This is a genomic window from Crinalium epipsammum PCC 9333 (assembly GCF_000317495.1).
GTDB classification, from domain to species: Bacteria; Cyanobacteriota; Cyanobacteriia; order Cyanobacteriales; family PCC-9333; genus Crinalium; species Crinalium epipsammum.
In genome coordinates, this window is sequence record NC_019753.1 from 57431 (window position 1) to 79051 (window position 21621).

At 38.9% G+C, this 21621-nt stretch carries 13 protein-coding genes and 1 pseudogene; 5 read left to right on the top strand and 9 right to left on the bottom strand.

Annotation, left to right across the window (positions count from 1 at the left end; translation table 11 throughout):
• Positions 1-28 precede the first annotated feature (28 nt).
• Together CRI9333_RS00205 and CRI9333_RS00210 are read left to right on the top strand one after the other, a co-directional pair.
• The gene (locus CRI9333_RS00205; protein WP_015201190.1) at positions 29-325 is read left to right on the top strand and encodes a hypothetical protein; all 297 of its coding nucleotides are present in this window, start codon (positions 29-31) and stop codon (positions 323-325) included.
• Entirely contained in the window at positions 315-698 is a 384-nt protein-coding gene (locus tag CRI9333_RS00210; protein ID WP_015201191.1) for a toxin-antitoxin system TumE family protein, read from the top strand. The genes CRI9333_RS00205 and CRI9333_RS00210 overlap by 11 nt, the downstream gene beginning before the upstream one ends.
• A 114-nt stretch (positions 699-812) precedes the next feature.
• On the opposite strand, the gene CRI9333_RS00215 is transcribed toward CRI9333_RS00210, so the two are convergent.
• Positions 813-1772, bottom strand: a complete 960-nt coding sequence (locus CRI9333_RS00215; protein ID WP_015201192.1) for an orange carotenoid protein N-terminal domain-containing protein — start codon at positions 1770-1772, stop codon at positions 813-815.
• Between the two features lie 687 nt (positions 1773-2459).
• Between CRI9333_RS00215 and CRI9333_RS00220 the strand changes: the two genes are divergently transcribed.
• From CRI9333_RS00220 to CRI9333_RS24535, 3 genes are all read left to right on the top strand, one after another.
• Positions 2460-4415, top strand: a complete 1956-nt coding sequence (locus CRI9333_RS00220) for a S9 family peptidase (RefSeq protein ID WP_015201193.1) — start codon at positions 2460-2462, stop codon at positions 4413-4415.
• A 202-nt stretch (positions 4416-4617) separates the two neighbouring features.
• Complete coding sequence (locus tag CRI9333_RS00225) at positions 4618-5724, top strand: tetratricopeptide repeat protein (RefSeq protein WP_157462213.1); 1107 nt, start codon at positions 4618-4620, stop codon at positions 5722-5724.
• 285 nt (positions 5725-6009) lie between these two features.
• Positions 6010-9549 (top strand): EAL domain-containing protein, encoded by a 3540-nt coding sequence (locus CRI9333_RS24535; protein ID WP_015201195.1) that lies wholly within the window; start codon positions 6010-6012, stop codon positions 9547-9549.
• Between the two features lie 144 nt (positions 9550-9693).
• Here CRI9333_RS24535 and CRI9333_RS24540 read toward each other — a convergent pair whose 3' ends face one another.
• From CRI9333_RS24540 to CRI9333_RS00270, 8 genes and pseudogenes are all read right to left on the bottom strand, one after another.
• Complete coding sequence (locus CRI9333_RS24540) at positions 9694-12204, bottom strand: WD40 repeat domain-containing protein (RefSeq protein WP_015201196.1); 2511 nt, start codon at positions 12202-12204, stop codon at positions 9694-9696.
• A 271-nt stretch (positions 12205-12475) separates the two neighbouring features.
• A pseudogene (locus CRI9333_RS28215) lies at positions 12476-12891 on the bottom strand (extracellular solute-binding protein); the annotation flags it as partial.
• A 41-nt stretch (positions 12892-12932) separates the two neighbouring features.
• Entirely contained in the window at positions 12933-14789 is a 1857-nt protein-coding gene (locus tag CRI9333_RS00245) for a bifunctional serine/threonine-protein kinase/formylglycine-generating enzyme family protein (RefSeq protein WP_015201197.1), read from the bottom strand.
• 392 nt (positions 14790-15181) lie between these two features.
• Positions 15182-16738 (bottom strand): cytochrome P450, encoded by a 1557-nt coding sequence (locus CRI9333_RS00250; protein WP_015201198.1) that lies wholly within the window; start codon positions 16736-16738, stop codon positions 15182-15184.
• A gap of 412 nt (positions 16739-17150) precedes the next feature.
• Entirely contained in the window at positions 17151-18359 is a 1209-nt protein-coding gene (locus CRI9333_RS00255; protein ID WP_015201199.1) for an RNA-guided endonuclease InsQ/TnpB family protein, read from the bottom strand.
• Positions 18343-18945, bottom strand: a complete 603-nt coding sequence (locus tag CRI9333_RS00260; RefSeq protein ID WP_015201200.1) for an IS607 family transposase — start codon at positions 18943-18945, stop codon at positions 18343-18345. The genes CRI9333_RS00255 and CRI9333_RS00260 overlap by 17 nt, the downstream gene beginning before the upstream one ends.
• A gap of 63 nt (positions 18946-19008) precedes the next feature.
• The gene (locus CRI9333_RS00265) at positions 19009-20742 is read right to left on the bottom strand and encodes a bifunctional serine/threonine-protein kinase/formylglycine-generating enzyme family protein (RefSeq protein ID WP_083890010.1); all 1734 of its coding nucleotides are present in this window, start codon (positions 20740-20742) and stop codon (positions 19009-19011) included.
• A 169-nt stretch (positions 20743-20911) separates the two neighbouring features.
• Positions 20912-21478 carry a Uma2 family endonuclease gene (locus CRI9333_RS00270; protein ID WP_015201201.1) on the bottom strand — a complete coding sequence of 189 codons (567 nt, stop codon included), beginning with the start codon at positions 21476-21478 and terminating at the stop codon, positions 20912-20914.
• Between the last annotated feature and the right edge of the window lie 143 nt (positions 21479-21621).

The following is a 21621-nucleotide window of genomic DNA, read 5'->3' on the forward strand; positions in this document are numbered from 1 at the left end:
CCAGTAAACATTTAATTGAGAGGGTGATATGGGTGAGTTAAAAATTATCTGTGAACATCCAGAGTCACTAAGAAATTTGATTGAGGAAGTAGTTACGCAGAAATTGCGCTCGCTTGAAGATGGTATCCACCGCACACAAGAACGCCTGAAGGAATTTGAGACTAAGTATCAGTTATCTACAGAAGAGTTTCTGCGCCGCTTTGAAAATGACGAATTGCAACATAGACTCGACATGGAGTTTGACGAGTGGATTGGGGAATACCGAATGCTGAAACGCCTCAAACAAAAAGCCGACAAATTAAGAGGAATTGAGTTTGTTAATTGAAGAGTATTTTCAGCAACTACTTGACATAATTCATTATTGCCCAATCAAAAGCTCGTATGACTGGGAAGCTCAAAAAAGAGGGGAATACGAAGGTTTTATTCGTGCAGCAGTAAGGTTTACAGATAATTCTGTTCTTTACTTGCGTGAGTTTGTAGATGTTGAAAATACTATAGAACGGGAAACTTACTCATATCAATATATGGATGATGCTAATAATATCATTTTCCGCTATGACAACGCAGAGCATCACAAAAAGCTAAATTTACCTAATTACCCCCATCATAAACATGAAGGCAGAGAAGATAATATTTTATTTTCAAATGCACCGATGTTAGCTGATGTACTAAAGGAGATTGAGAGATTATTAGGTTAGTGCGATCGCATTACCATATATCTATACGAAATCGAACAAAATAAATAAGCCTGCGTAGGCAGACTTATAATACAATAGCCGCAGGCTTCAGCCTGACAGAATTATTTAATCGCTCTATCGAACCAAACCCAAATTCATCAGTTCCTTGGGAGATGCCAACACATCAATTGCTACCAAGAAAATCTCGCCTTGAGGATTGAGCAAGAACCGCCATGCTAGGTTTAAGCCAACATTGTCGCCAAACCAGGGACTTTGCACTCTACCCGTCACTTTAACCTGGGTAAACTCTCCTGCTGCTGACTCAGAAACTCCCTGCTGTGGCGTAAGTTTAAGTCCATAGCATTGTTCGTTCATATACGCGAGGATGTTCTCCTTACCCACAATCGGTTCCTCAAAAGGAGGTTTCAAAGCACCATCTTCGGCAAATAAAGCCACAGCCGCCTGGAAATCAAAAGCGTTCATATTATCCATGTAGCTTAAGACTGTCGGGTTGTCGATGCCTTCAATACTGCTCTTACTTCTGGATGCGAGATCTTTAGGTGGAACAACAGGTTCTTTAACTTTTTTAGTACCGCCTGTTGGGACATATCCCATGTTGACGACAATATCCCGTAATACGCTGAGTTGCTGTCCTCCTTCAAGCTGACGAATAGCTTCAAGAACATCTGATCCGTCTTCTGACAGTTTATAGCCTTCTGGAATGGGAGCAACAATTCCCTCTTTCATCCACTCGCTTAACTGATACCAGAAACCTAACTTGACATTCATGCCGAAAGACGAATAGGTACGGCAAAGGGGACTGTCAGCTTGGTTAACCAAATCGCACATCACCTGTGATTGATCTAAAGCAGGCATCTGCTTGATTTCATTCAGGGTGTTTTCTGCGAAAATCATGTTAGCTGCCGACATAGCTGCGGGAGTGATTGTAGTTCCCATTTCTGTATAGGCAAACCAAAGTAAAGCTAACTGATCCTCAGCACTAAGTTGATTGAATGCTTCGACTGTAGCTGGAATCGCATCAGCAACTTGAGTGTTAGGAAAAATCGAACGAGCGGAATCTATGGTAAATGTCATTATCAAATCCTCTAAAAAGAAATGTTACTTTAATTGTTTAAGAAATTGAATTGAAAGAACACATTCAAGCATAAGCTGATGTGTATTAAGAATTCACCTTGATATTGAAATATGCTGTGGGGATATATTAATTTCACACAGCCTACAAATCTGTTAACAAATATATACTTTTTTTAATAAAAGTATGTATATCCTTAGACCTATACTTAATGGACTGTCTCAATATTTAAGACCGATATAAGTAACTGGAATTGTCGGAAAGCGATCGCATTAATCTTCATATAGACGCAAGTAATAACGAGCCATTAAAAGAAATGGCAAAGGCGCACCAATCTTTCTGCCCTTCGCCTTTCTTGTTAACGTCGCTCTGCCTAAGATAGTAAAAATATTACTGCGATTAAATACATCAGGGTTATTAATAAACAATAGTTATAAATTTCATTTGATTGTTAAAATACAACGAAATTGTTTAGTATTATCTGCTATTGGTTGACTATCGCTATCAGGGTAGATGATAGCTGCTGTGGTATCGCTGAGTTGCTGTACTCTGCTGACCTCTGAGGTTAGAGGAAAGTTGTTTTGATTGTAGCGATCGCATTAATCTTTAACAGCGATCGCCTGTAGTGTATATTTCTTTAAGTGGGCGATCGCTTACTTATATAACTTATTAATAGTCAGATTTTTTCTATGAATAAATACTTACTTTCATTGGCGTTGCTTCTGTCAAGTTCTACCCTTATCCCTTACCCCGTTGTTGCCCAATATTCGGGCTTGGGTAAAAATAGCGTAGATCCAACCGTCCTCCAACGTTATGCCCCAAAACCGCTTGCTCCTAGCGTGACACAAAACATTGAGCAAATGCTTGATGTGCGATCGCCTGGACTGGGAATAGTTACACCTGATGGCAAGCGGATGTTTTTTACATGGAGTATTACAGGAACAGTCCAAGTTTGGCGACTTGATGGGGCGCAACAGTTCCCTGTACAGATGACGGGTGGACAGGACGCGACAAGAATTGCAAGTATGACACCTGATGGCAAATATCTGTTGCTTTCACGCGATCGGCAAGGTGAAGAAAATCCAGGCTTGTATTTGCAACCAACAGATGGCGGTCAGCTAGAAGTAATTCAACACAAACCTAAAGTCAGAACTTCATTGCAATACATTAGTGATGACTCGCGCACAATTTATTTTAGTGCTAATGACATTGCACCAGACTCATTCGCCATCTACCGCTACGATCTTCAAACTAAGAAAAAGATCTTGATCTTTGCAGAAAAAGGAATTTGGTCAATTGCAGATATTTGGGGCGATCGCCAAAAATTCTTATTTAGCAAAGCAACAGGGAATATTTTTAGTGAATACTATGAATTTGATAAAAAAACGCAAAAGCTCAAACCAATTTTGGGACAAAACGAACAGGAAGAATATACTATCCAATACAGTGCTAGTCCTGATGAATACTTAGTCTTAACACCTAAATTTGGAGAATTTCGCCGACTATATCGCTACAAAAATAGCAAATTCACACCTATTACACCTGAAATTAAGGCAGATGTATCTAATTTTGATATTGATTATCAACGCTTGCGTATCCTTTATTCCATTAATGATGGTGGTTACTCGCGTCTGAAAGCAATTGATACGCGGACATTTCAAGAAATAACCCTGCCTGAGTTTGCGAATGCTGACCACGTTATTGCAGGTATAACTACCCGCAATGGGCGTTACACAAGTTTAGGGGTAGAAACAAGCACAGCACCTCGTCTTAGCTATGTTTATGACTGGCAGACCAATAAACTAACACAATGGGTACTACCTAGCGCTCCTGAAATTGATACTCGTCAATTTGTCGTAGCTAAATTAGAATCATATCCCGCCCGTGACGGTACACCCATTCCGACGTTTGTTTATCGCCCACCTCAATGTCAGCAAGCAAAAGCTATCCCTTGTCCTGTTGTGGTTAACTTTCATGGTGGGCCAGAAGGGCAAAGCATCCCTGGTTTTAATCGCTTTGCACAACTATTTGTACAATCGGGATTTATATTCGTTGAACCTAATGTGCGCGGTAGTAATGGCTATGGCAAAAGTTGGCTTAATGCTGATAATGCCAGCGATCGCACTAAAGTTATTACTGATATTGAAGATGCAGCCCTCTACATTCGCAAAAATTGGCAAGTTAACGGCAAAGTACCTAAAATCGGCATTATGGGCGGTAGCTACGGCGGTTATTCTGCACTAATAGGAATGAGCAAATTTGCAGGTAGCTATGACGCTGGTGTGTCAGTTGTCGGAATTAGCAACATACTCACTTTTCTTAATAATACTGCTCCTTATCGTCGGATTTTACGGATTACAGAATACGGCGATCCAGAACGCGATCGCGAAGCACTGATAGCACTTTCGCCTATAACTTATATTGATCGCATCAAATCTCCATTGCTAATTATTCAAGGTGCAAACGATCCGCGTGTTCCTGTTGGCGAAGCGTTACAAATTCAAACGTTATTAGAAAACAAAAAAGTCCCTTCGCAACTGGTAATTTTTCCAGATGAAGGACATGGCACTGGTAAGCGTAGCAATCAAGTGTTAGAAATTGGCTATGCGCTTGACTTCTTTAGCAAGCACCTGAAATCTGAGTAATGAATTCTTGTTAGGAGCAAATTCCCTCTTAAATCTTATTTGTTGTTACAAGTAGCAACTATCGTTTACAATTTTTTAGAATTATTCATCTTCTGGGTAGTTGCAGTAAAAAATAGCCTACCTGGAGGGGGTATAAGTTCCTAACGCTTTAGTTTAACTAAGGCTGGAACCAAAAAACTGTAATTTAGTTGAAAAATTGACTGTGCAAAAGCAAACACTCTTTCTAGTTACTAGCTTGTCCTTATGGGCAGGGATAGCGGCAACGATGCCGTCAGTCACATCTGCTAATCAGCCTCCCCTATCAAGCAAGCAACCAACTAACCTTAAGCTAAATAACCTCCTATGGGAGGGAAGTAAGCGAGTTAAGGCAGGAGATATTGCAGGCGCACTTGATATTTATCAACAAGCAGCCAAACTAGACAAGGATAACCCCCGCATTTTTTCTGCGATTGGTTATTTACATACCTTAAAAGGCAGTTTTGCAGAGTCGATAGCTGCTTATAAAGGCGCGATCGCACTTGAACCCAACAATGCTGATTTCCATTATGCCTTAGCCTATAGCCTCGCTAATCTAGGAGATAATTCTGGTGCAGCAACAGCTTATCGCCGTAGCATTGAATTAAATCCTAAAAATGCTCAGGCTTACTTAGGCTTAGGTGCAGTAATGCGCCGCATGAAAAATAATGACGTTGCAATAAATGCCTATAACAGTGCGATCGCACTTGATGAGAAAAATGCCCAAGCTTACGAACTACTAGGCGCTATCTACTTAGATCAACAAATTCATGGGCAAGCCCTTCAAACTCTCCAACAAGCACTTCAACTTAACCCAAATAGCAGCAGTATCAACTTCAAACTCGGAACTGCTTGGTTTCGCCAAGGTAACATCAACGCCGCAATCGCTCTTTTTCAACGCGCGGCGCAGTTAGAACCTAAAAACCCCAAGATTTTCTTGGAACTTGGCAAAGCGATGCAAGCAAGAAAAAATCTTGATGGTGCAATAGATGCTTTCAAACAGGCAACTACCTTACAACCCAACTCAGCCGATGTTCAAACAGCCCTAGCAGAGACTTTCATGCTTAAGGGGGATTATAAGCAGGCAACTCTTAGCTATAAGCGCTTGATTGAAATCACTCCCCAAAACCCACAAGCCTATTACAAACTAGCATCCGCCTTAAAAAAGGAGAATCGCCAATCTGAAGCGATCGCCGCACTAGAAAAAGCCCGCGATCTTTACCGTAGCCAAGGGCAAAGCGAAGGTGTTCAAAAAGCGGAATCTGCTTTAAGAGAACTAAAACCTTCAAGCTGATGCAGTTGCAGTTACGCGGTGAAGAATCTAGAAATAATTACTTAATCCTTCTCAAAATCGTTGAGAAGGATTAAGTAATTATTAAGATCATCAAAAAGAGGGTAAAAATGATAGATACATATCTACCTTACCTTTTGATAGAATAAGTACACTACAAAGGAAAAAGGTCAAGCCCATTAAGGTATATTTAAACTAGACGTAAGCCCTTATGTGACATTCATCTAAATAAATCTTAATAAAAAAATTCTTTACCTCTTCCATTGCGCTGCATCAGCATCATTATGAATGTTTAAGCCAAACTTCTCTGGAAAATCAGCGAGCAATCTCAATCCACAACAGCAAAATGAAGAGCGTACTTTGCCTAACGATCAACAAGTACACGAAGCTATCGCTTATTTTTGCACACTTTCCCAGGATTTGTTTTGTGTATTAACGCAAGATGGGTACTTCCAAATGCTTAACTCAAGCTGGGAAAAGTTGCTGGGTTATACGAATGAGGAATTAATCGCTAAACCATATCTAGAATTTGTACATTTAGATAACCGCCAATCTACGTTACTGCAACTAGAGCAATTAACCAATAGCTATAAAAACATTTCTTTTGAGAACCGCTATCTGAGCAAAGATGGCTCTTATAAATGGTTATTGTGGAATGCTTTGAGCGAAGGTGGATTTATTTATGCTGTTGGAAGTGATATTACCGAGCAAAAAATAGCCGAAGAATCGTTGAACTGCGCGATCGCCACAATTGAAGATGCAGTTATTTTACAAGATATTGATGGCAACATTAAAGCGAGCAATGCTATTGCTGAAATTAACCTGGGCATCTCTGCTGCGCCCATTCTAGGGGATATCTGTATAGATCCTCGCTGGCGTGAGGTACGTGCTGATGGCTCACCATTAACAGAAGATTTACACCCAATTAACGTCACGCTACATACTGGTAAGCCATGTAAAAACCAGTTGCTTGGTGTTTACAAACCTGATGATAGTCTTAATTGGTATAAAGTTAACGTTCAACCTTTATTTTTATCTGGTGTAGCCAAAGCTGATGCAGTTTTAGCAACATTTACTAATATTACCGAAATTAAGCAAACAGAGGAACGTTTAAGGCTACTAGAGTCTGCGGTGGTTAACACTAACGTCCCCCTTATCATTACTGAACCAATAGGTGCAGGTTTAACTCCAGAAAAGCTAAAAATTGTTTATGCAAATCACGCTTTTACTAGGCTTACAGGTTTTGATTTAGTAGAGATAATCGGTAAAACACCAGAAATATTAAATGGAGTGAATAGCGATCGCTCTACTTTAGAACAAATCCGCATCTCCCTACAATCTTGGGAACCAATAAAAACTGAACTAATTCACTACCGCAAAGATAATTCAGAATTTTGGGTCGAAGTAAATATATTACCTCTAGCAGACTCTAGCGGTAAATTTACACACTGGCTATGGATAGAGCGCGATATTACAGCAAGCAGACTTGTCGATCAAGAAGTAAAAGCCCGCACCCGTGCCACAGCCGTAGTAGCCCAATTAGGTCAACAAGCCTTGGGAGGTAAGGATTTAGACACCTTCCTAAATGTAGCGGTGACTCTTGTTGCCCGCATATTAGAAGTTGAATATTGCCAAATTTTAGAACTAATCCCAGAAGAGAATACTTTATCAGTACGTGCAGGATTTGGCTGGCAACCAAATATAGTTGGTTATGCAGTTGTTGGCGATCAGGAACGTTCTCAAGCTGGTTATACCCTATTACAAGGTGAACCAGTAATAGTTGAAGATTTGCGGGTTGAAACCCGCTTTTCTATCTCACAAATGTTACGCAACCATCATGTAATTTCTGGAGTAACTGTAATTATTCACGGTCAAGTACAGCCGTTTGGGGTTTTAGGTTGTCACACAACGAAACAAAGGCAATTTACTAAAGATGATGTGTACTTTTTGCAAAGCGTTGCTAATGTAGTAGCAACTGCAATTGAGCGCAAACAAGCAGAAGAAGCACTTAAAGAAAGTGAAGAACGCTATGCACTAGCAGTTAATGGTAGCAAAGAAGGGCTATGGGATTGGAATCTCAAAGCAGATCAAGTATATTTTTCCCCTCGTTGGAAAGCAATTTTAGGTTATCAAGACCACGAAATTGGCGATCGCTTAGATGAGTGGCTCGATCGCATCCATCCAGAAGATATTGAACCAGTCAGAACAGCTTTAAATTCTCATTTAGAAGGCTTAATTTCTCACTTTGAAAAAGAATATCGCATTCTCCATCAAGACGGCAGGTATCGCTGGATGCTTTGTCGCGGGTTAGCAATTTGGGATGCCAACGGACAAGCTTATCGAATGTCTGGATCTCAGCTTGATATTACAGACCGCAAAATTGCTGAGGAACAGTTAAGTTATGATGCTGTGCATGATGCCCTGACTAGCTTACCAAACCGAGCCTTATTAATGGATCGTTTAGGACAAGCGATCGCACGTCAGCGACGGCACAAAGATTATCAATTTGCAGTACTATTTTTAGATTTAGACCGATTCAAAGTTGTCAATGATAGCCTTGGTCACATAGTAGGCGATCAATTATTAATTGAAATTGCTAGAAGATTACAAGCACCTCAACGACCAGGAGATACAGTTGCCAGACTAGGAGGTGACGAATTTGTAATTTTATTTGATGAAATTACAGATCTTCAAGAAGTTACTAACTTAGTAGAACATTTACAAAAAGAACTAGGAAAACCAATAAATTTAGACACTCAGACAATATTTATTTCTGCAAGTATGGGCATCGTCCTCAGTCAAGATCCCACATCAGGCATAACCTACGATTGGGCCGGAGATTTGCTGCGTAATGCTGATATTGCCATGTACCAAGCCAAAAACTTAGGTAAAGCACGCTACGTAGTTTTTAACAGTATTATGCACACTAGCGCTGTTGCTAGATTGCAGTTAGAAAATGACTTACGGCAGGCAGTTGAGCAAAGTGTCGATTTGTTAGCTGTAAATTCTCGCTTAAAAGAGCAAATTGATAACGCAGCGCAGATCAAAGCTGCTAATTTTAACCTCAAACCACCTATAGATGCCACAAAAGAACAAAGTTCCAAACTGTTGCTTCATTACCAACCAATTATTTCCCTTTCCACAGGTAAAATTACTGGATTTGAGGCACTGGTACGCTTATGGCATCCCCAGCGTGGCATGGTTTCTCCAAGTGACTTCATCCCAGTCGCTGAAGAAACTAACTTAATCATGCCCTTGGGAGCCTGGGTTTTGCAAGAAGCCTGTCGCCAACTTCAAATTTGGAATCTTACATATCCAGGGTTAACAATTAGTGTCAATATTTCCGGTAAACAGTTCTCACAACCCGATTTAGTAGCACAAATAAAGCAAATTCTGCAAAATACAAACTTATCAGCAGATCAGCTTAAATTAGAAATCACAGAAAGCGTCATTATGGAAAATGCTGAATCTGCTACAGCGATGCTTGAACAGCTAAAAAATTTGGGAGTGCAGTTAAGCATTGATGACTTTGGCACAGGATATTCTTCTTTAAGTTATCTGCACCGCTTTCCTATAGATACATTAAAAGTTGATCGCTCTTTTGTCAGTCGTATGAGTATTGATGGTAACAATTGGAAGATTGTCCAATCAATAATTACCCTAGCTCATACTATGCGGATGGATGTAACTGCTGAAGGAGTGGAAACAGTTAACCAGTTAGAGCAATTACGGGCGTTAGAATGTGAACAAGGACAAGGATATTTTTTCTCTAAACCTTTAGATATTGAAGCAGCAAGTCAATTTTTAGATAAAGGCACGCAATGGTAAGTTGTGGACGGTTTTTTAGGTGCGATCGCTTAATCATCCTTCAGATTTATTTAAAATTATCAAATCAGCAAACCATTAATCTATCACCAAAAATAGGTGTAAGAGGTAACATTGACTTAAGTCATCCAATCTACTGATCTGGATTCACTTTAGTTGGTGATTGGAATTAGATACGGTAACTTCCATTACTTCCCAAACTCTAATTTCTCCATAACTACTACTAACTATCTTGCGTCCATCTGGACTAATAGCAACGCAAAGTATGATATTTTCATGCCCACTTAAAGTGTTAATTAAATGACCAGTATTGAAATCCCAAATTTTGATATTTTTGTCTAGGCTACTACTAACAATTGTATGCCCATCAGGACTGATGGCAATAGCAAGTACTGACTTTTCATGCCCTGTTAGCGTAGCTGTAAGCCTCCCTGTAGCAAGATCCCAAATTTTGATTGTTTGATCGTCACTACTACTAATAATATTTTTGCCATCTGGAGTAATAACAACACAAAGAACAGGTTTTGTATGACCCGTGAGAGTATCAATCAAACTACCCGTAGCCAAAGACCAAACTTTGATTGTATGGTCATCGCTACCAGTGATAAGTGTCTGCCCATCTGGACTAATCGCAACAGAATTTACTCTTCTGGAATGACTTCTGAGGGTTTTGATTAATACACCTGTTTCTAAGTTCCAAATTTTAGCAGTATTATCGTCACAGCCACTAACAATCATTTTTCCATCAGGGCTGATAGCGATCGCATTAACTCGGTCGTAATCTTCAATATTAGTAGGTTTAATTGTATTTGTGTTAATATCCCAAATCTTAATTGTATTATCAAAACTGCCGCTAACTATCTTTTTACTATCAGGAGTAATAGCAACTGCATAAACCCAATGAAGATGACCTTTGAGAGAATTAATCAGATTACCCGTATCAATATCCCAAATGTATATGGCATTATCTTCATGCTCAAGATCTCCACTACCACCAACAATTTTTTGACCATCGGGACTAATAACAACTGCATAAACTTCGCTATCAAACCCGCTAATAGTCTTTACTAGAGATATATTTGTATAAAAAGTTGTTTGAGATAGCTGTGGCGATGATTGCTCAAAATCAAGATCGTGGTTATCTATTTCTAAACTTTCTGAAACTGTAATAGTTTGTTCTGACCAGTCCTCCTCTTCTAAATCTTGAGTGTTCTCACGTTGCGGAAGCCCTAGCGCAGTTACAGCTTCAGTTGCAGGATTTTGAAAAATAACAGGCAACCAGGTTGCACCCGGAAAAATGTTTTCTATAGGTGCTAGTTTTTCTCGTGCTTCTCTTATTGCCATATATACAGATTTACCACTAGCACAAGCTTTAAGGAATAGTTTCAAAAAACTTTGTGCTACTCTAGGGGGGAGGTGTTCCCGCAGAATGATCAGATTGGGAATTTCTAAATCTGCTAGTTTTTCTGCTATTTCCAGCCCATTACTACAATTGATAATTGCTAGTTCTAAACCAGATGCGATCGCTCTTTTTAAAAAGCTTTTAAATTCTTCAATTGTAAATTTTTCTGATCTATTAAAATAAATCTCCTCAAATTTATTACCATAACTACTTGAAAAAAATAAAATATTCCAATTTTTATGTCTAATTTGATTATCTAATTGCTGGCGAACAGGTTCTGCCAATAATAATACTTCTGAATTTGGTATAGCTGCTATCTCCTGCTCCTCTGTTTCAAGGTCAATTAAACCGTAATTCCCTAAAATAGCTAAAAGCTTAATGTTTTCTATAAATACTGATCTAGGAGAATAATTTTTATTTTTATTAATTCTAAAAGCAATTTCTGCTTTAGTATAATTTTTCAAAAACTGCTCAAAGATTAAATGCCAAGGTAGTTGCAATAAATTTCGATTTGGACTATGAATAATTAGCTGAATTTCTTCAACTGGATCTAGCTCTTGTAGCAAAATATTTCTGATTTCACTAAATTCTTGCGAAGAAAACCATTTAGCTAAACTCCTTCTCAACAACTCAACAGATTGATAAGATTTTCTAAGTTGATTACTCGGTTGAGGGTTAGTTAATTCCCCTAAAAAACCTTGTTCTTTATAATTAATAAATAATTTTCGATAAGTTGATTGAAAGGCATGATAAAATTCAATAGCTTTAGATGTAGAGGGTAAATAACTAATTATTTTAGATTTACTGATATTATTTTTATCTATAATTTCAACAGTAGCTTTTAATACCTGAGCAAACTGATTTTCTTCTAAATCTAAAACAGCTAGCTTGACATCAGGTTTAAGAAAAGATTTAAAATCCTCAGTCTCATTGTTGTTTACAATTGATAATGTTCCTGGATCATTTCTATACAGCTTCTCCATTTCCCTGCTAATCATCTTAGCAACTAATAAATACTCAGTTGACTTATTGAGCTTATTAGCTAATTCATATAAAGCTTGTTGAAGATTTGCGAAAATTGGATGAAGCTCACGCAAATTGCGAACTAAATCTTTTAAAGATATGCTATTTAGCTGAAATGCATCCGTAATCCAGACTGTAGTACAAGCCAACACAACCAGCTTTTTAATGCGTAATGAATTTGGATAACTTTCTAGATTTTTAACAACTTCATCTATCTTGTTTAAGTAACTCATATTGAATCAAATTTAAGTGAAGAACCTTTTAGTTAATACTTCTATTCCAATGGTACATCCGGCAACTTTTTATTAATATTTTTATCAATTATTAGATAATATTACCTTACTTACAAATATGGAAAATAGCGATCACATCTCACAATGCTAAAAAATATTTTCGTTTTTCACAAAAAAAATAACATAAAGGGCTATATCCTTCCATCCCCTTGCTCCTAACTTAATTTATAATATTAAACGAAGTTTGGCAATAAAAAAATGCGATCGCTTACTAAATACCTAATAACCGACGAGTTTCATTAGCTGCGGCGGTCATTGCTTGTTCAGGAGTTAATTGTCCGGTGAAACTAGCACTCAAGTAACGCTAAAGAATATCAGAAGCTTGAGCGTATTGGGCAATAGGAGGACGTAAAGCAGCATTTTCCAGCACCTTCAAACCGCAGGGAAAGGGCTGTATTTCTCCACAATTTTTGTATCATTAAACACAGAACGACGGCTTGGCAAATAACCTTGATCTAGAGCAATTTTCCGTTGAGCCTCTGTACTAGAAAAAAACTGAATTGCTTTCCAAACTGCCTCTGGATGTTGAGTACTTTTAGCTATTCCCCAACCCCATCCGCCTTGGCAAGCTCCACTGCTTTCACATCTATTGTGTACCATTGGTTTGAGAGCAATCTTGCCTTTTAATTAGTTGAAGCGATCGCACTGTTAAAAATCAAAACTCACAGCTATAATTCATCAGGAAGAGAACAAACAACGCGAACTCCGTAGACATCAACCCTACCATCTGGCGTACTCTTGCGACGGTATGCACTGCGACAACTTCTAGGATAGCTAACCCAAGAACCACCACGCAATACGCGATGCGTATCATCTCCCCCAAATTCCCACACCCTACCATCAGACGGTGCGCCATTATAATTCTCATGCCAAAAATCAGCGCACCACTCTAAAACTAGCCCGTGCATATCATATAAACCAAAAGCATTCGCTACTTGAAAACTACCTACTGGGGTTGTTTCTTGACGATATATACCTTTTACACCGTAAGCATAAGTATAATTGGCGTTGTAATTAGCTAATTCTGGAATAATTGTTTCACCAAAATGGAAAGGTGTACTTGTTCCCGCCCGACAAGCATATTCCCATTCTGCCTCACTAGGTAAACGATATTTTCTGCCAGTGAATTGAGATAACCTAGCACAAAATTCGATCGCATCGTGCCATGATACATTTTCAACTGGACGGTTTGCACCTTTAAATCTAGATGGATCAGGATTTAAAAATTGATTAACTTCAGGTATTGCTGCTACAGCTTTCCACTGTGCTTGAGTTATTGGAGTTTTCGCTATCAAAAAAGGCGAAAGAGTCACTCTATGGAGAGGGCTTTCGTGATTATATCTTCCTTCCTCAATCTGGGATGAACCCATCCAACTTTCACCCCCAGGAATAAATACCATTTCTAAAATTACACCATTACCTAAATCTTCAGGTAAATATTCGGCTTGGCGACGCTGGCGGCTAGTAATATTATTTCGCAACCCTACCTTTACTAAGTCGTATGCAAAAGATTTTAGCCCTAGTCCTGAAATATTTACCAACCCTCCCTGTCCTTTTACGGTTAAAGTAGAAGAAGGTTGATTAGGTTGAATTATACTATTTAAGTCTTGGATAACTTCTTGTGCAGACTCATATCTATTTCTCGGTAAATGTTGCAAAAGTTTATCTAAAATTTGCCCTAATTCATGGCTAATAGTTATGCCTTTTTTTTGCAGACGTTCTCTCCATAACCATTCAGCATTTGTGGCATCATAAACTAAATCTTCTAATTGTCCATCTTGATCAAATTCTGGCAAACACTGAGTTAATAACCGTACACAAGTTGCACCTAAACCATATAAATCACTGGCGGGAATTGCCCTACCTGCCATTTGTTCAGTTGGTGCATAACCAATAGTATAAATGCCCGTTCCTGGTCTAGCTAAACTGGTTTGAGTAATTTGCTTTGCACCGCCAAAATCTATTAGTACTAAATCTCCTCTTTTTAAACCTTGTTGGGGAAATCTGCGAATGATATTTTCTGGTTTAATATCCCGATGAATAACGTTGCGAGAATGAATAAAATCTAAAACAGGCAATAACTCTGCCAATATTTCCCTAATTTGTTCTTCATTAAAGGGGTTTTGCTTTAATTCCTCTAATAAGTCTTCACCTGCTATAAACTCTTGAACTAAATATAGGCTTTTTCCATGTTCAAAATAAGCAATTAACCGAGGAATTTGAGCATGATTTTCCCCTAATTCATAAAGTTGTCGTGCTTCTTGTTTAAATAATTCTGTAGCTTTTTGGAGTGTTGATGTTCCCGTAAATTGTGGTGCAAATTGTTTAATTACACAAGGATCATCGAGTCTTTCTACATCTTCTGCTAAATAAGTTTTACCAAACCCACCTGCGCCTAATACTTTTAGTACGCGGTAGCGGTGTCTAAATAATTCACTTAGTTGATTTGAACCGCAATTTTGACAAAATCTATTGCTATCAGGGTTAAAAGGATTTTGGCATTGGGGATTTTGGCAACACTGCATGGTTGAGAAATGGGAATTTTGCCACTAAAAAATTATCTGAAAAGTATTTTTGAGTTGAATCAAACTACAGATTTAGCAGGGATGTAAATTTACGCAGATATTGATTTACCTATAGAAAAACATTTGTATAGGTTTTAAGTAATTAACTATTATCCCTTAATTGCACAGAGCTTTATTCTTAGCGGTAGGAAAAGTAGTTGTTATTTAGTATATGTTGTTAGATGCGTAGATGTAGCTTAATTCTAACAATAGTCTAAAGGCGAAAATTGTCAACATTATTTTACTCCATCCTTAGCGAAAGTACAAAAAAGCAAAGAAGTCCTACTCAAGCTGGAGCGATCGCCTGCTGGAATGCTCTATATGAACTTCTTCGCAATACTGTTAAACTTAAGCTAAATAGCTTTTCTTAACCGAAATCGCACTGGCATACCATCGGACGGATAAATCAATAGGTTCTGCTGTAACTGTTCTAGAGATGAACGACCGTTGACTAATTCCCAATCAAAATAGCGTAGCAGTAGTGCCAGCATCACTGTTGCTTCCAGCATTGACAGATGCTCTCCCAAGCAACGATGAGAACCTGAGCCAAAGTCTATCATGGGAAGTAAACTATTTTCCTTACTTTTATCTAACCAACGCTCCGGCAGAAATTCATCGGGCTGATGATAGATATCGGGATCTCGTCCAGCAGCAAGCATTGACCAGGATACTCTTGTACCACGAGGAATTACCTGACCGTCAATTATAGTGTCACGTTGGGCTTCCAAGAAAGTTGAACCTGATGCTACTGAATAAAGGCGCAAAGTCTCTTTGACGATAGCGCGAATGTAGCTCAATTCTTTGAGAGTTTCTGCATTAATGCTACCTGTACCTTGCCAAGCGCGATCGACAACCGCCTGTGCCTGTTGAAAAACCTTTTGATTTAAAATCAATTCTCCTACTGCAAAAGATAAAGTATGGGCAGTTGTGTCAGTGCCAGCAAGTAAAAGTTCCATAGCTTCTGCTATCAGCGTTTCTCGATTATACTTTGGCTCTTTGGCAGCTATTTTCACTAACATTGATTCTTGAAACAGAAGACTTATCTGTGTTAAATCAATATTGTTTTGTTCTCTCATCTGTAAAGCTAAGTTTACACGGGGAGTAATAAGCTCTTCTATATACCGCCTTGATCCCCAATAAGAGCGTGAAGTTTCAGTTGGCAGATATTTTTTCCATCTCTTTTCACCAGTAAATACTCGTATAAGCCGATAGCCTAAAATAGACATCGCGTCATACACCTTGGGAACATCTAGAGGTGGCCCTTCTTGACTAGGAATCTTGCTATCCACAGGAATGCCTAGTACTAAACAAGAAATCACCCTCATTGTCAGTTCTACAAACAGAGGATCTACCTTGACAGCTTGTGATGGTGTAGTTTCCTTAATTTGCTCAATTATTTGTTCACAGGCTTGATTAATAATGTCAATATATTTGGAGAGACTGCTAGAGCTAAATTCGGGATTCCAAGCTTTGCGTCTCCACTGCCACTCACTTCCGTTTTGACCTATAAGAATTGGCCCAGCGAGATCGTTCCAAGCTTTGTTTGCTAGTTCAGGTCTAACTAAGCTACCGTCTCTCATGCCATTGATAATTGTTTCTTCAATTACTTTTGGCTTACTTAAAACAACAACTGGTTTGTCTGCCCAATAAACATACATTGAGCCTAGCTCTTTGCTCCATTCAAATACTAATTGGAAGAATTTCTTCTGTTTTACTGCTGATAATACTTGAGGAATGTTTCCTAACAGCCAGTGTTTGGGAGGAGAAGGAAGTGACTGTAGAGGTTTGTAAGTGTTCTTTTGTTTCAACCAGTAAAAGCTGAGTATTCCTACTATGCTAGTAATGCCTAAAACTGTGGCTAAATTAGGAAATGAAGCAACAGCAATCTGAGCAGCAATCTTTTGTAACATAAATCTTTCTTCGCCAGAAAAACTTTAGATGATCCAGATAGTAGCGTATTATTTAAAACTGGTTGAGGATGTTTTTTGGGAAAAAGCTCTGGGGTAGGTAATTAAAGATTTTTGGGTGAGTGCGATCGCATTTTTTTAACGCAAAGAGCGCAATGGGAAACGCAAAGGACGCAAAGTAAGAATGGGGTTATATCTACGATAGGCGATGCCTATGCTTGGTGGTAAGAGTAAAAAGGGTAATTAGAGTCCTGGGAGGAATGAGCAAGCAACCCGAAAACCAAAATTGAAGCTACAGCCATCGAACCTGAGCCTGCTGCGATCCGCACTACGGCAAATCATAGGATAGTTGAACCAAGAACCACCGCGCAGCAACCGAACTGAATCATCTCCGTTCTCTAGAACCTACTCAAATCTACTCATCGAACAGTGATAACTGTTTGGGAATAAATTTGATGTCTAGTTCCTGTTTCACTGAATCCTTAACAGCAGTGCCATTAAGTTGATGTGATCCTCCACAGGCAATCCCCGTCGAACTGACGGTTTTGGGATAATCAATACTTTCATGCCAGCGTTCTAAATTGATACTGGCATTGTAATCACGATCTAATGTCGTGCCACAATTACCACAGTTAAAAACTCGTGTTTTTAGTGGCATCTTTTGACGATTGTTGCAACAACTACACACTTGAGAACTAGGGTAAAACCGATCAACTTTAATAATTGTTGAACCATACCACCCCGACTTATATTCAAGTTGTCGCCTAAACTCGTAAAATCCGCAATCAGCAATGGCACTAGCCAACCTATGGTTTTTGAGCATACCTGAAACATTCAGATCCTCAATTTTAATCTCGCCGTGATTCTTGGCTAACCATGTTGTTAGTTTATGAATTGCGTCTTGTCTGATATTGGCAATCCTACGATGAAGCTTGGCAACTTTTAAATTAGCCTTGTTACGATTGTTAGAGCCTTTTTCTTTACGACAAACTGAGCGTTGCAGGTGAGCCAGTTTCCTTTTAGCTTTGCGGTAAGCTTTAAGGTTAGGAAAAACTGAACCATCAGAACAAGTAGCTAAAGCATTTATCCCAATATCAACGCCTATCTTATCTCGGCGTTTTGGTGTTACTTTTTGCTCTAACTCGTATTTAAAACTAACATACCAATCACCCGCCCTTTTAGTCACAGTCACGTTTTTAGGTTGTACAGTAGGCAATATTTCATAGCATTTTACCCATCCGAAAATGGGGAATTTAATTCTATTGCCACTAATTTTTATACTACCTTCTAGGTAGAAGCTGTCTTTAACATTCTTTTTCTTAAACTTAGGTTTGCCTCGTCCAGGGACTTTAAACCAGTGCTGAAAAGCTTTGTATAAGTTCCTTAATGCTTCTTGAGGTGGACATTTTGAAACCTCATAATACCAAGTATGAACAGATTTGACCTCGGCTACTAACCGTTTATGTAAATCAATCGCTGTCGGTAATTTTTCTTGATTGTCTAAAGCCTTAAGACAAATATCTAAACCCCAATTCCACGCATGACGACTTACCCCTGCGTGTTTAGCTGCCAATGTGCGTTGCTTGTTATTAAGGTCTAGTTTGGTCTTAAAGCTTTTCAGCAACTTCCCTCAAATCCTCAACAATCTTTTTATTTTTATGACTACGACTTCCATACAATCGAGCCGAAAACACTGTAATTATTTCTAATACATCTTTTGCTAAATCTTCTTCAAAACTGGCATCTTCTGTACGATTAATAATTACTACTTCTGTACCAAAATGCTCACACAAACTAAAAATCAATTCAGAACCAAATCTCAATAATCTATCTTTATGGGTTAAGACCAATCTCTCAACCTGATTGTCAGTAATCATTCTGATTAATCTTTGCAGTCCTCGCTTGCTGTAATTTAAGCCAGAACCTAGATCATCAATAATTTGATACTGCCAACCATGAGTCGCGCAGAACAACTCTAATACTTGTTTCTGCCTTTCTAGATCAGGTTTTTGTTCGTGACTTGATACTCTGGCATAACCGACTGTAATTGAACTATCTGCTGTTATCCCCAATAATTGAGCTAGATCGTACCTACGATGCCCATTGGCTGTACGTTCAGGGATTAGCTTGCCCTCCGCTTCCCACCTCCTTAACGTGGAAACGGCAACTCCTTTAAGTTTAGCTGCTTCTGATATAGTTAACTTACTCATATAGCCATTTTAGCATATTAAATGAGTAAGTTTAAGCGTTTTTGAGTAATTTTTAAGGAACAGTCACGTCCCCCCAAATTCCCACACACTTCCATCAGTAGGCGCATCATAATAATTTTCATGCCAAAAGTCAGCGCACCATTCCCAAACATTTCCGTGCATATCATATAAACCAAAGGCGTTTGCTACTTGAAAACTGCCTACAACTGTTGTTTCTTGGCGATATTTTCCTTTTTTACCGGAACCATAAGCATAATTTCCCTCATAATTAGCTATTTCTGGGCTGATTGTTTCGCCAAAGTGAAATGGTGTAGTTGTTCCTGCACGACAAGCATATTCCCATTCTGCTTCACTGGGTAAACGATATTTTCTGCCTGTTTTTTTAGTTAACCTGGCACAAAATTCGATCGCGTCGTTCCAAGATACGTTTTCTACTGGGCGGTTTGCACCTTTAAATCTAGATGGATCTAAATCTAATTTTTGATTAATTTGGGGTAATGCTGCAACTGCTTTCCATTGTGCTTGGGTGACAGGAGTTTTACCGATCAAGAAGGGTGATATTTTAACTTTGTGCTGCGGAGTTTCGTTATCATATCTTCCTTCTTCAGTATCCGGTGAACCCATAAGGAAGCTTCCCCCAGGTAGAGATACCATATCTAAAGTTACCCCGTTGCCTAAATTTTCAGGTAAATATTCTGCTTGATGGCGTTGGCGGTTGCTAATATTGCCTTGTGAGTCTACTGTTACTACGTCAAATTGAAAGGTTTTTAGAGGAACCCCACCCCCCTGCCCCCTCCCCGTTGACAGGGAGGGGGAGTTTGATGATGGGAAGATTGGGGGAGTAACTACAATAGTTGTTGGGATGCGCTGTTGTGATGGTGACGAGTTTAAGTCTCTGAGGACTTCTTGTGCAGTTTGATATCTCTCTCTGGGTGCGTGGATTAAAAGTTTATCTAATATTGCTGCTAATTCATTACTAATAGTTACGCTCATTGTTTGCAGGCGTTGTCGCCATAGCCATTCTAAATTTACGGCATCATAAATATCATTATCAATTTCACCGTAGACATTAAAAATCGGCAAACATTGAGTTAATAACCGCACACAAGTTACACCTAAAGCATATAAGTCACTAGCGGGAATAGCTCTACCTGACATCTGCTCTGTTGGTGCGTAACCTGGTGTATAAATACCTGTACCTTGTCTGGCTAAGTTGGTTTGAGTTATTTGCTTTGCACCACCAAAGTCGATTAATACTAATTTTTTATCTGGTTGACGGCGAATAATGTTATCTGGCTTAATATCGCGGTGGATAACGTTGCTGGTGTGGATAAAGTCGAGTACGGGTAATAAGTCTGTTAAAAATTCTCTGATTTGTTGTTCGGTATAGGGTTTTTGTTTTAATTCTGTTAGTAAATTATCGCCTTGAATAAATTCTTGGACTAAATATAAGCTTGTGCCATATTCAAAATAAGCATTTAAGCGGGGAATTTGAGAATGGTTTTCTCCAAGTTCGTAAAGTTGTCGCGCTTCGTGTTTGAATAATTCTGTAGATTTTTGCAGTTCTGCTGTTCCGGTGACTTGCGGGGCAAATTGTTTGATTACGCAAGGTGAGTCAAGTCGATCTGCATCTTCCGTTAGGTAGGTTTTGCCAAATCCGCCTTCCCCTAATACTTTGATGACTCGATAGCGGTGGCGAAATAGTTCGCTGAGTTGGCTGGAACCGCAGGTGTGACAATATTTGTTAGTGTCGGGGTTGAAGGGGTTCTGACATTGGGGGTTTTGGCAGGAAAGCATGGGCAACGTTGGCAACGGATGGTTGATCTGTTGGGTTATTTAGATTTTACACTTAGAAACGGATATAACGGATGGGTGGCTGGTTGGGGGATGAGGTTGGGGAGGTGCGATCGCATTTTCTTTTACTAATCAATAAAGTAGGCTTACCGTTGCGATCTTTGATTAAAAATTAACCTAATTGTAACCAACTAAATATATCTCCTACTGTCAATTTTAATTCTGCTAGTAATTTGGGAACAGGTAATAAATCCGTTGCTTCTTGTAATATTTGCGGTTGTTGCCCTGATGGATAAACTAAGATTGAACGCACATCAGGATCTATTAGCAAACCTAATTTAGTTCCATGTTGTAAGCAGTGCAAAATATTTCCGGTAACTTTTGTTTGCTTTTGATCTGGAGATAGTATTTCAATTGTCCAGTCTGGATATATTGGGAAGACGTTAGCAATATCGCCATTTTCATCAACAGGTATTCTATCCCATGCAAAAACTGTAACATCAGGAACAATGGCACGTCCGCCAAAGGTACAGCGTAATTCTGGGAAAGCTAAGGCAATTTTTGGTTCTTCTACAACGTTATTAATAGTTGTAACTAATTTTCCTTGTAATTTACTGTGTTTTCCCTGGGGCATAGGTTTCTGGATGATTTGACCGTTAATATATTCACTAGCTGGCTTAGTTTCTGGCAGTTTAAGAAATTCTTCTAGAGTAAGTTGTTTTGTAGGTGTTTGTACCATATATTGCCTGATAATCTATGAACTTATTTTAACTATCCTGGCAACGAATGATTGCTCTGCTAGGTGAGATTAATTCTCGTGGGAAATAACGGATGGGTTGTCTGTTAGATGATGAGGATGTGCGATCGCAATTCTTCCTTAAA

Excerpts from the sequence above, each read along its gene's own strand:
- CRI9333_RS00270 (WP_015201201.1), bottom strand. The coding sequence starts at position 21,478 with ATGGTACAAACACCTACAAAACAACTTACTCTAGAAGAATTTCTTAAA.
- CRI9333_RS00220 (WP_015201193.1), top strand. The coding sequence starts at position 2,460 with ATGAATAAATACTTACTTTCATTGGCGTTGCTTCTGTCAAGTTCTACC.
- CRI9333_RS24535 (WP_015201195.1), top strand. The coding sequence starts at position 6,010 with ATGTTTAAGCCAAACTTCTCTGGAAAATCAGCGAGCAATCTCAATCCA.
- CRI9333_RS00265 (WP_083890010.1), bottom strand. The coding sequence starts at position 20,742 with ATGCTTTCCTGCCAAAACCCCCAATGTCAGAACCCCTTCAACCCCGAC.
- CRI9333_RS00250 (WP_015201198.1), bottom strand. The coding sequence starts at position 16,738 with ATGTTACAAAAGATTGCTGCTCAGATTGCTGTTGCTTCATTTCCTAAT.
- CRI9333_RS00260 (WP_015201200.1), bottom strand. The coding sequence starts at position 18,945 with ATGAGTAAGTTAACTATATCAGAAGCAGCTAAACTTAAAGGAGTTGCC.
- CRI9333_RS24540 (WP_015201196.1), bottom strand. The coding sequence starts at position 12,204 with ATGAGTTACTTAAACAAGATAGATGAAGTTGTTAAAAATCTAGAAAGT.
- CRI9333_RS00205 (WP_015201190.1), top strand. The coding sequence starts at position 29 with ATGGGTGAGTTAAAAATTATCTGTGAACATCCAGAGTCACTAAGAAAT.
- CRI9333_RS00215 (WP_015201192.1), bottom strand. The coding sequence starts at position 1,772 with ATGACATTTACCATAGATTCCGCTCGTTCGATTTTTCCTAACACTCAA.
- CRI9333_RS00245 (WP_015201197.1), bottom strand. The coding sequence starts at position 14,789 with ATGCAGTGTTGCCAAAATCCCCAATGCCAAAATCCTTTTAACCCTGAT.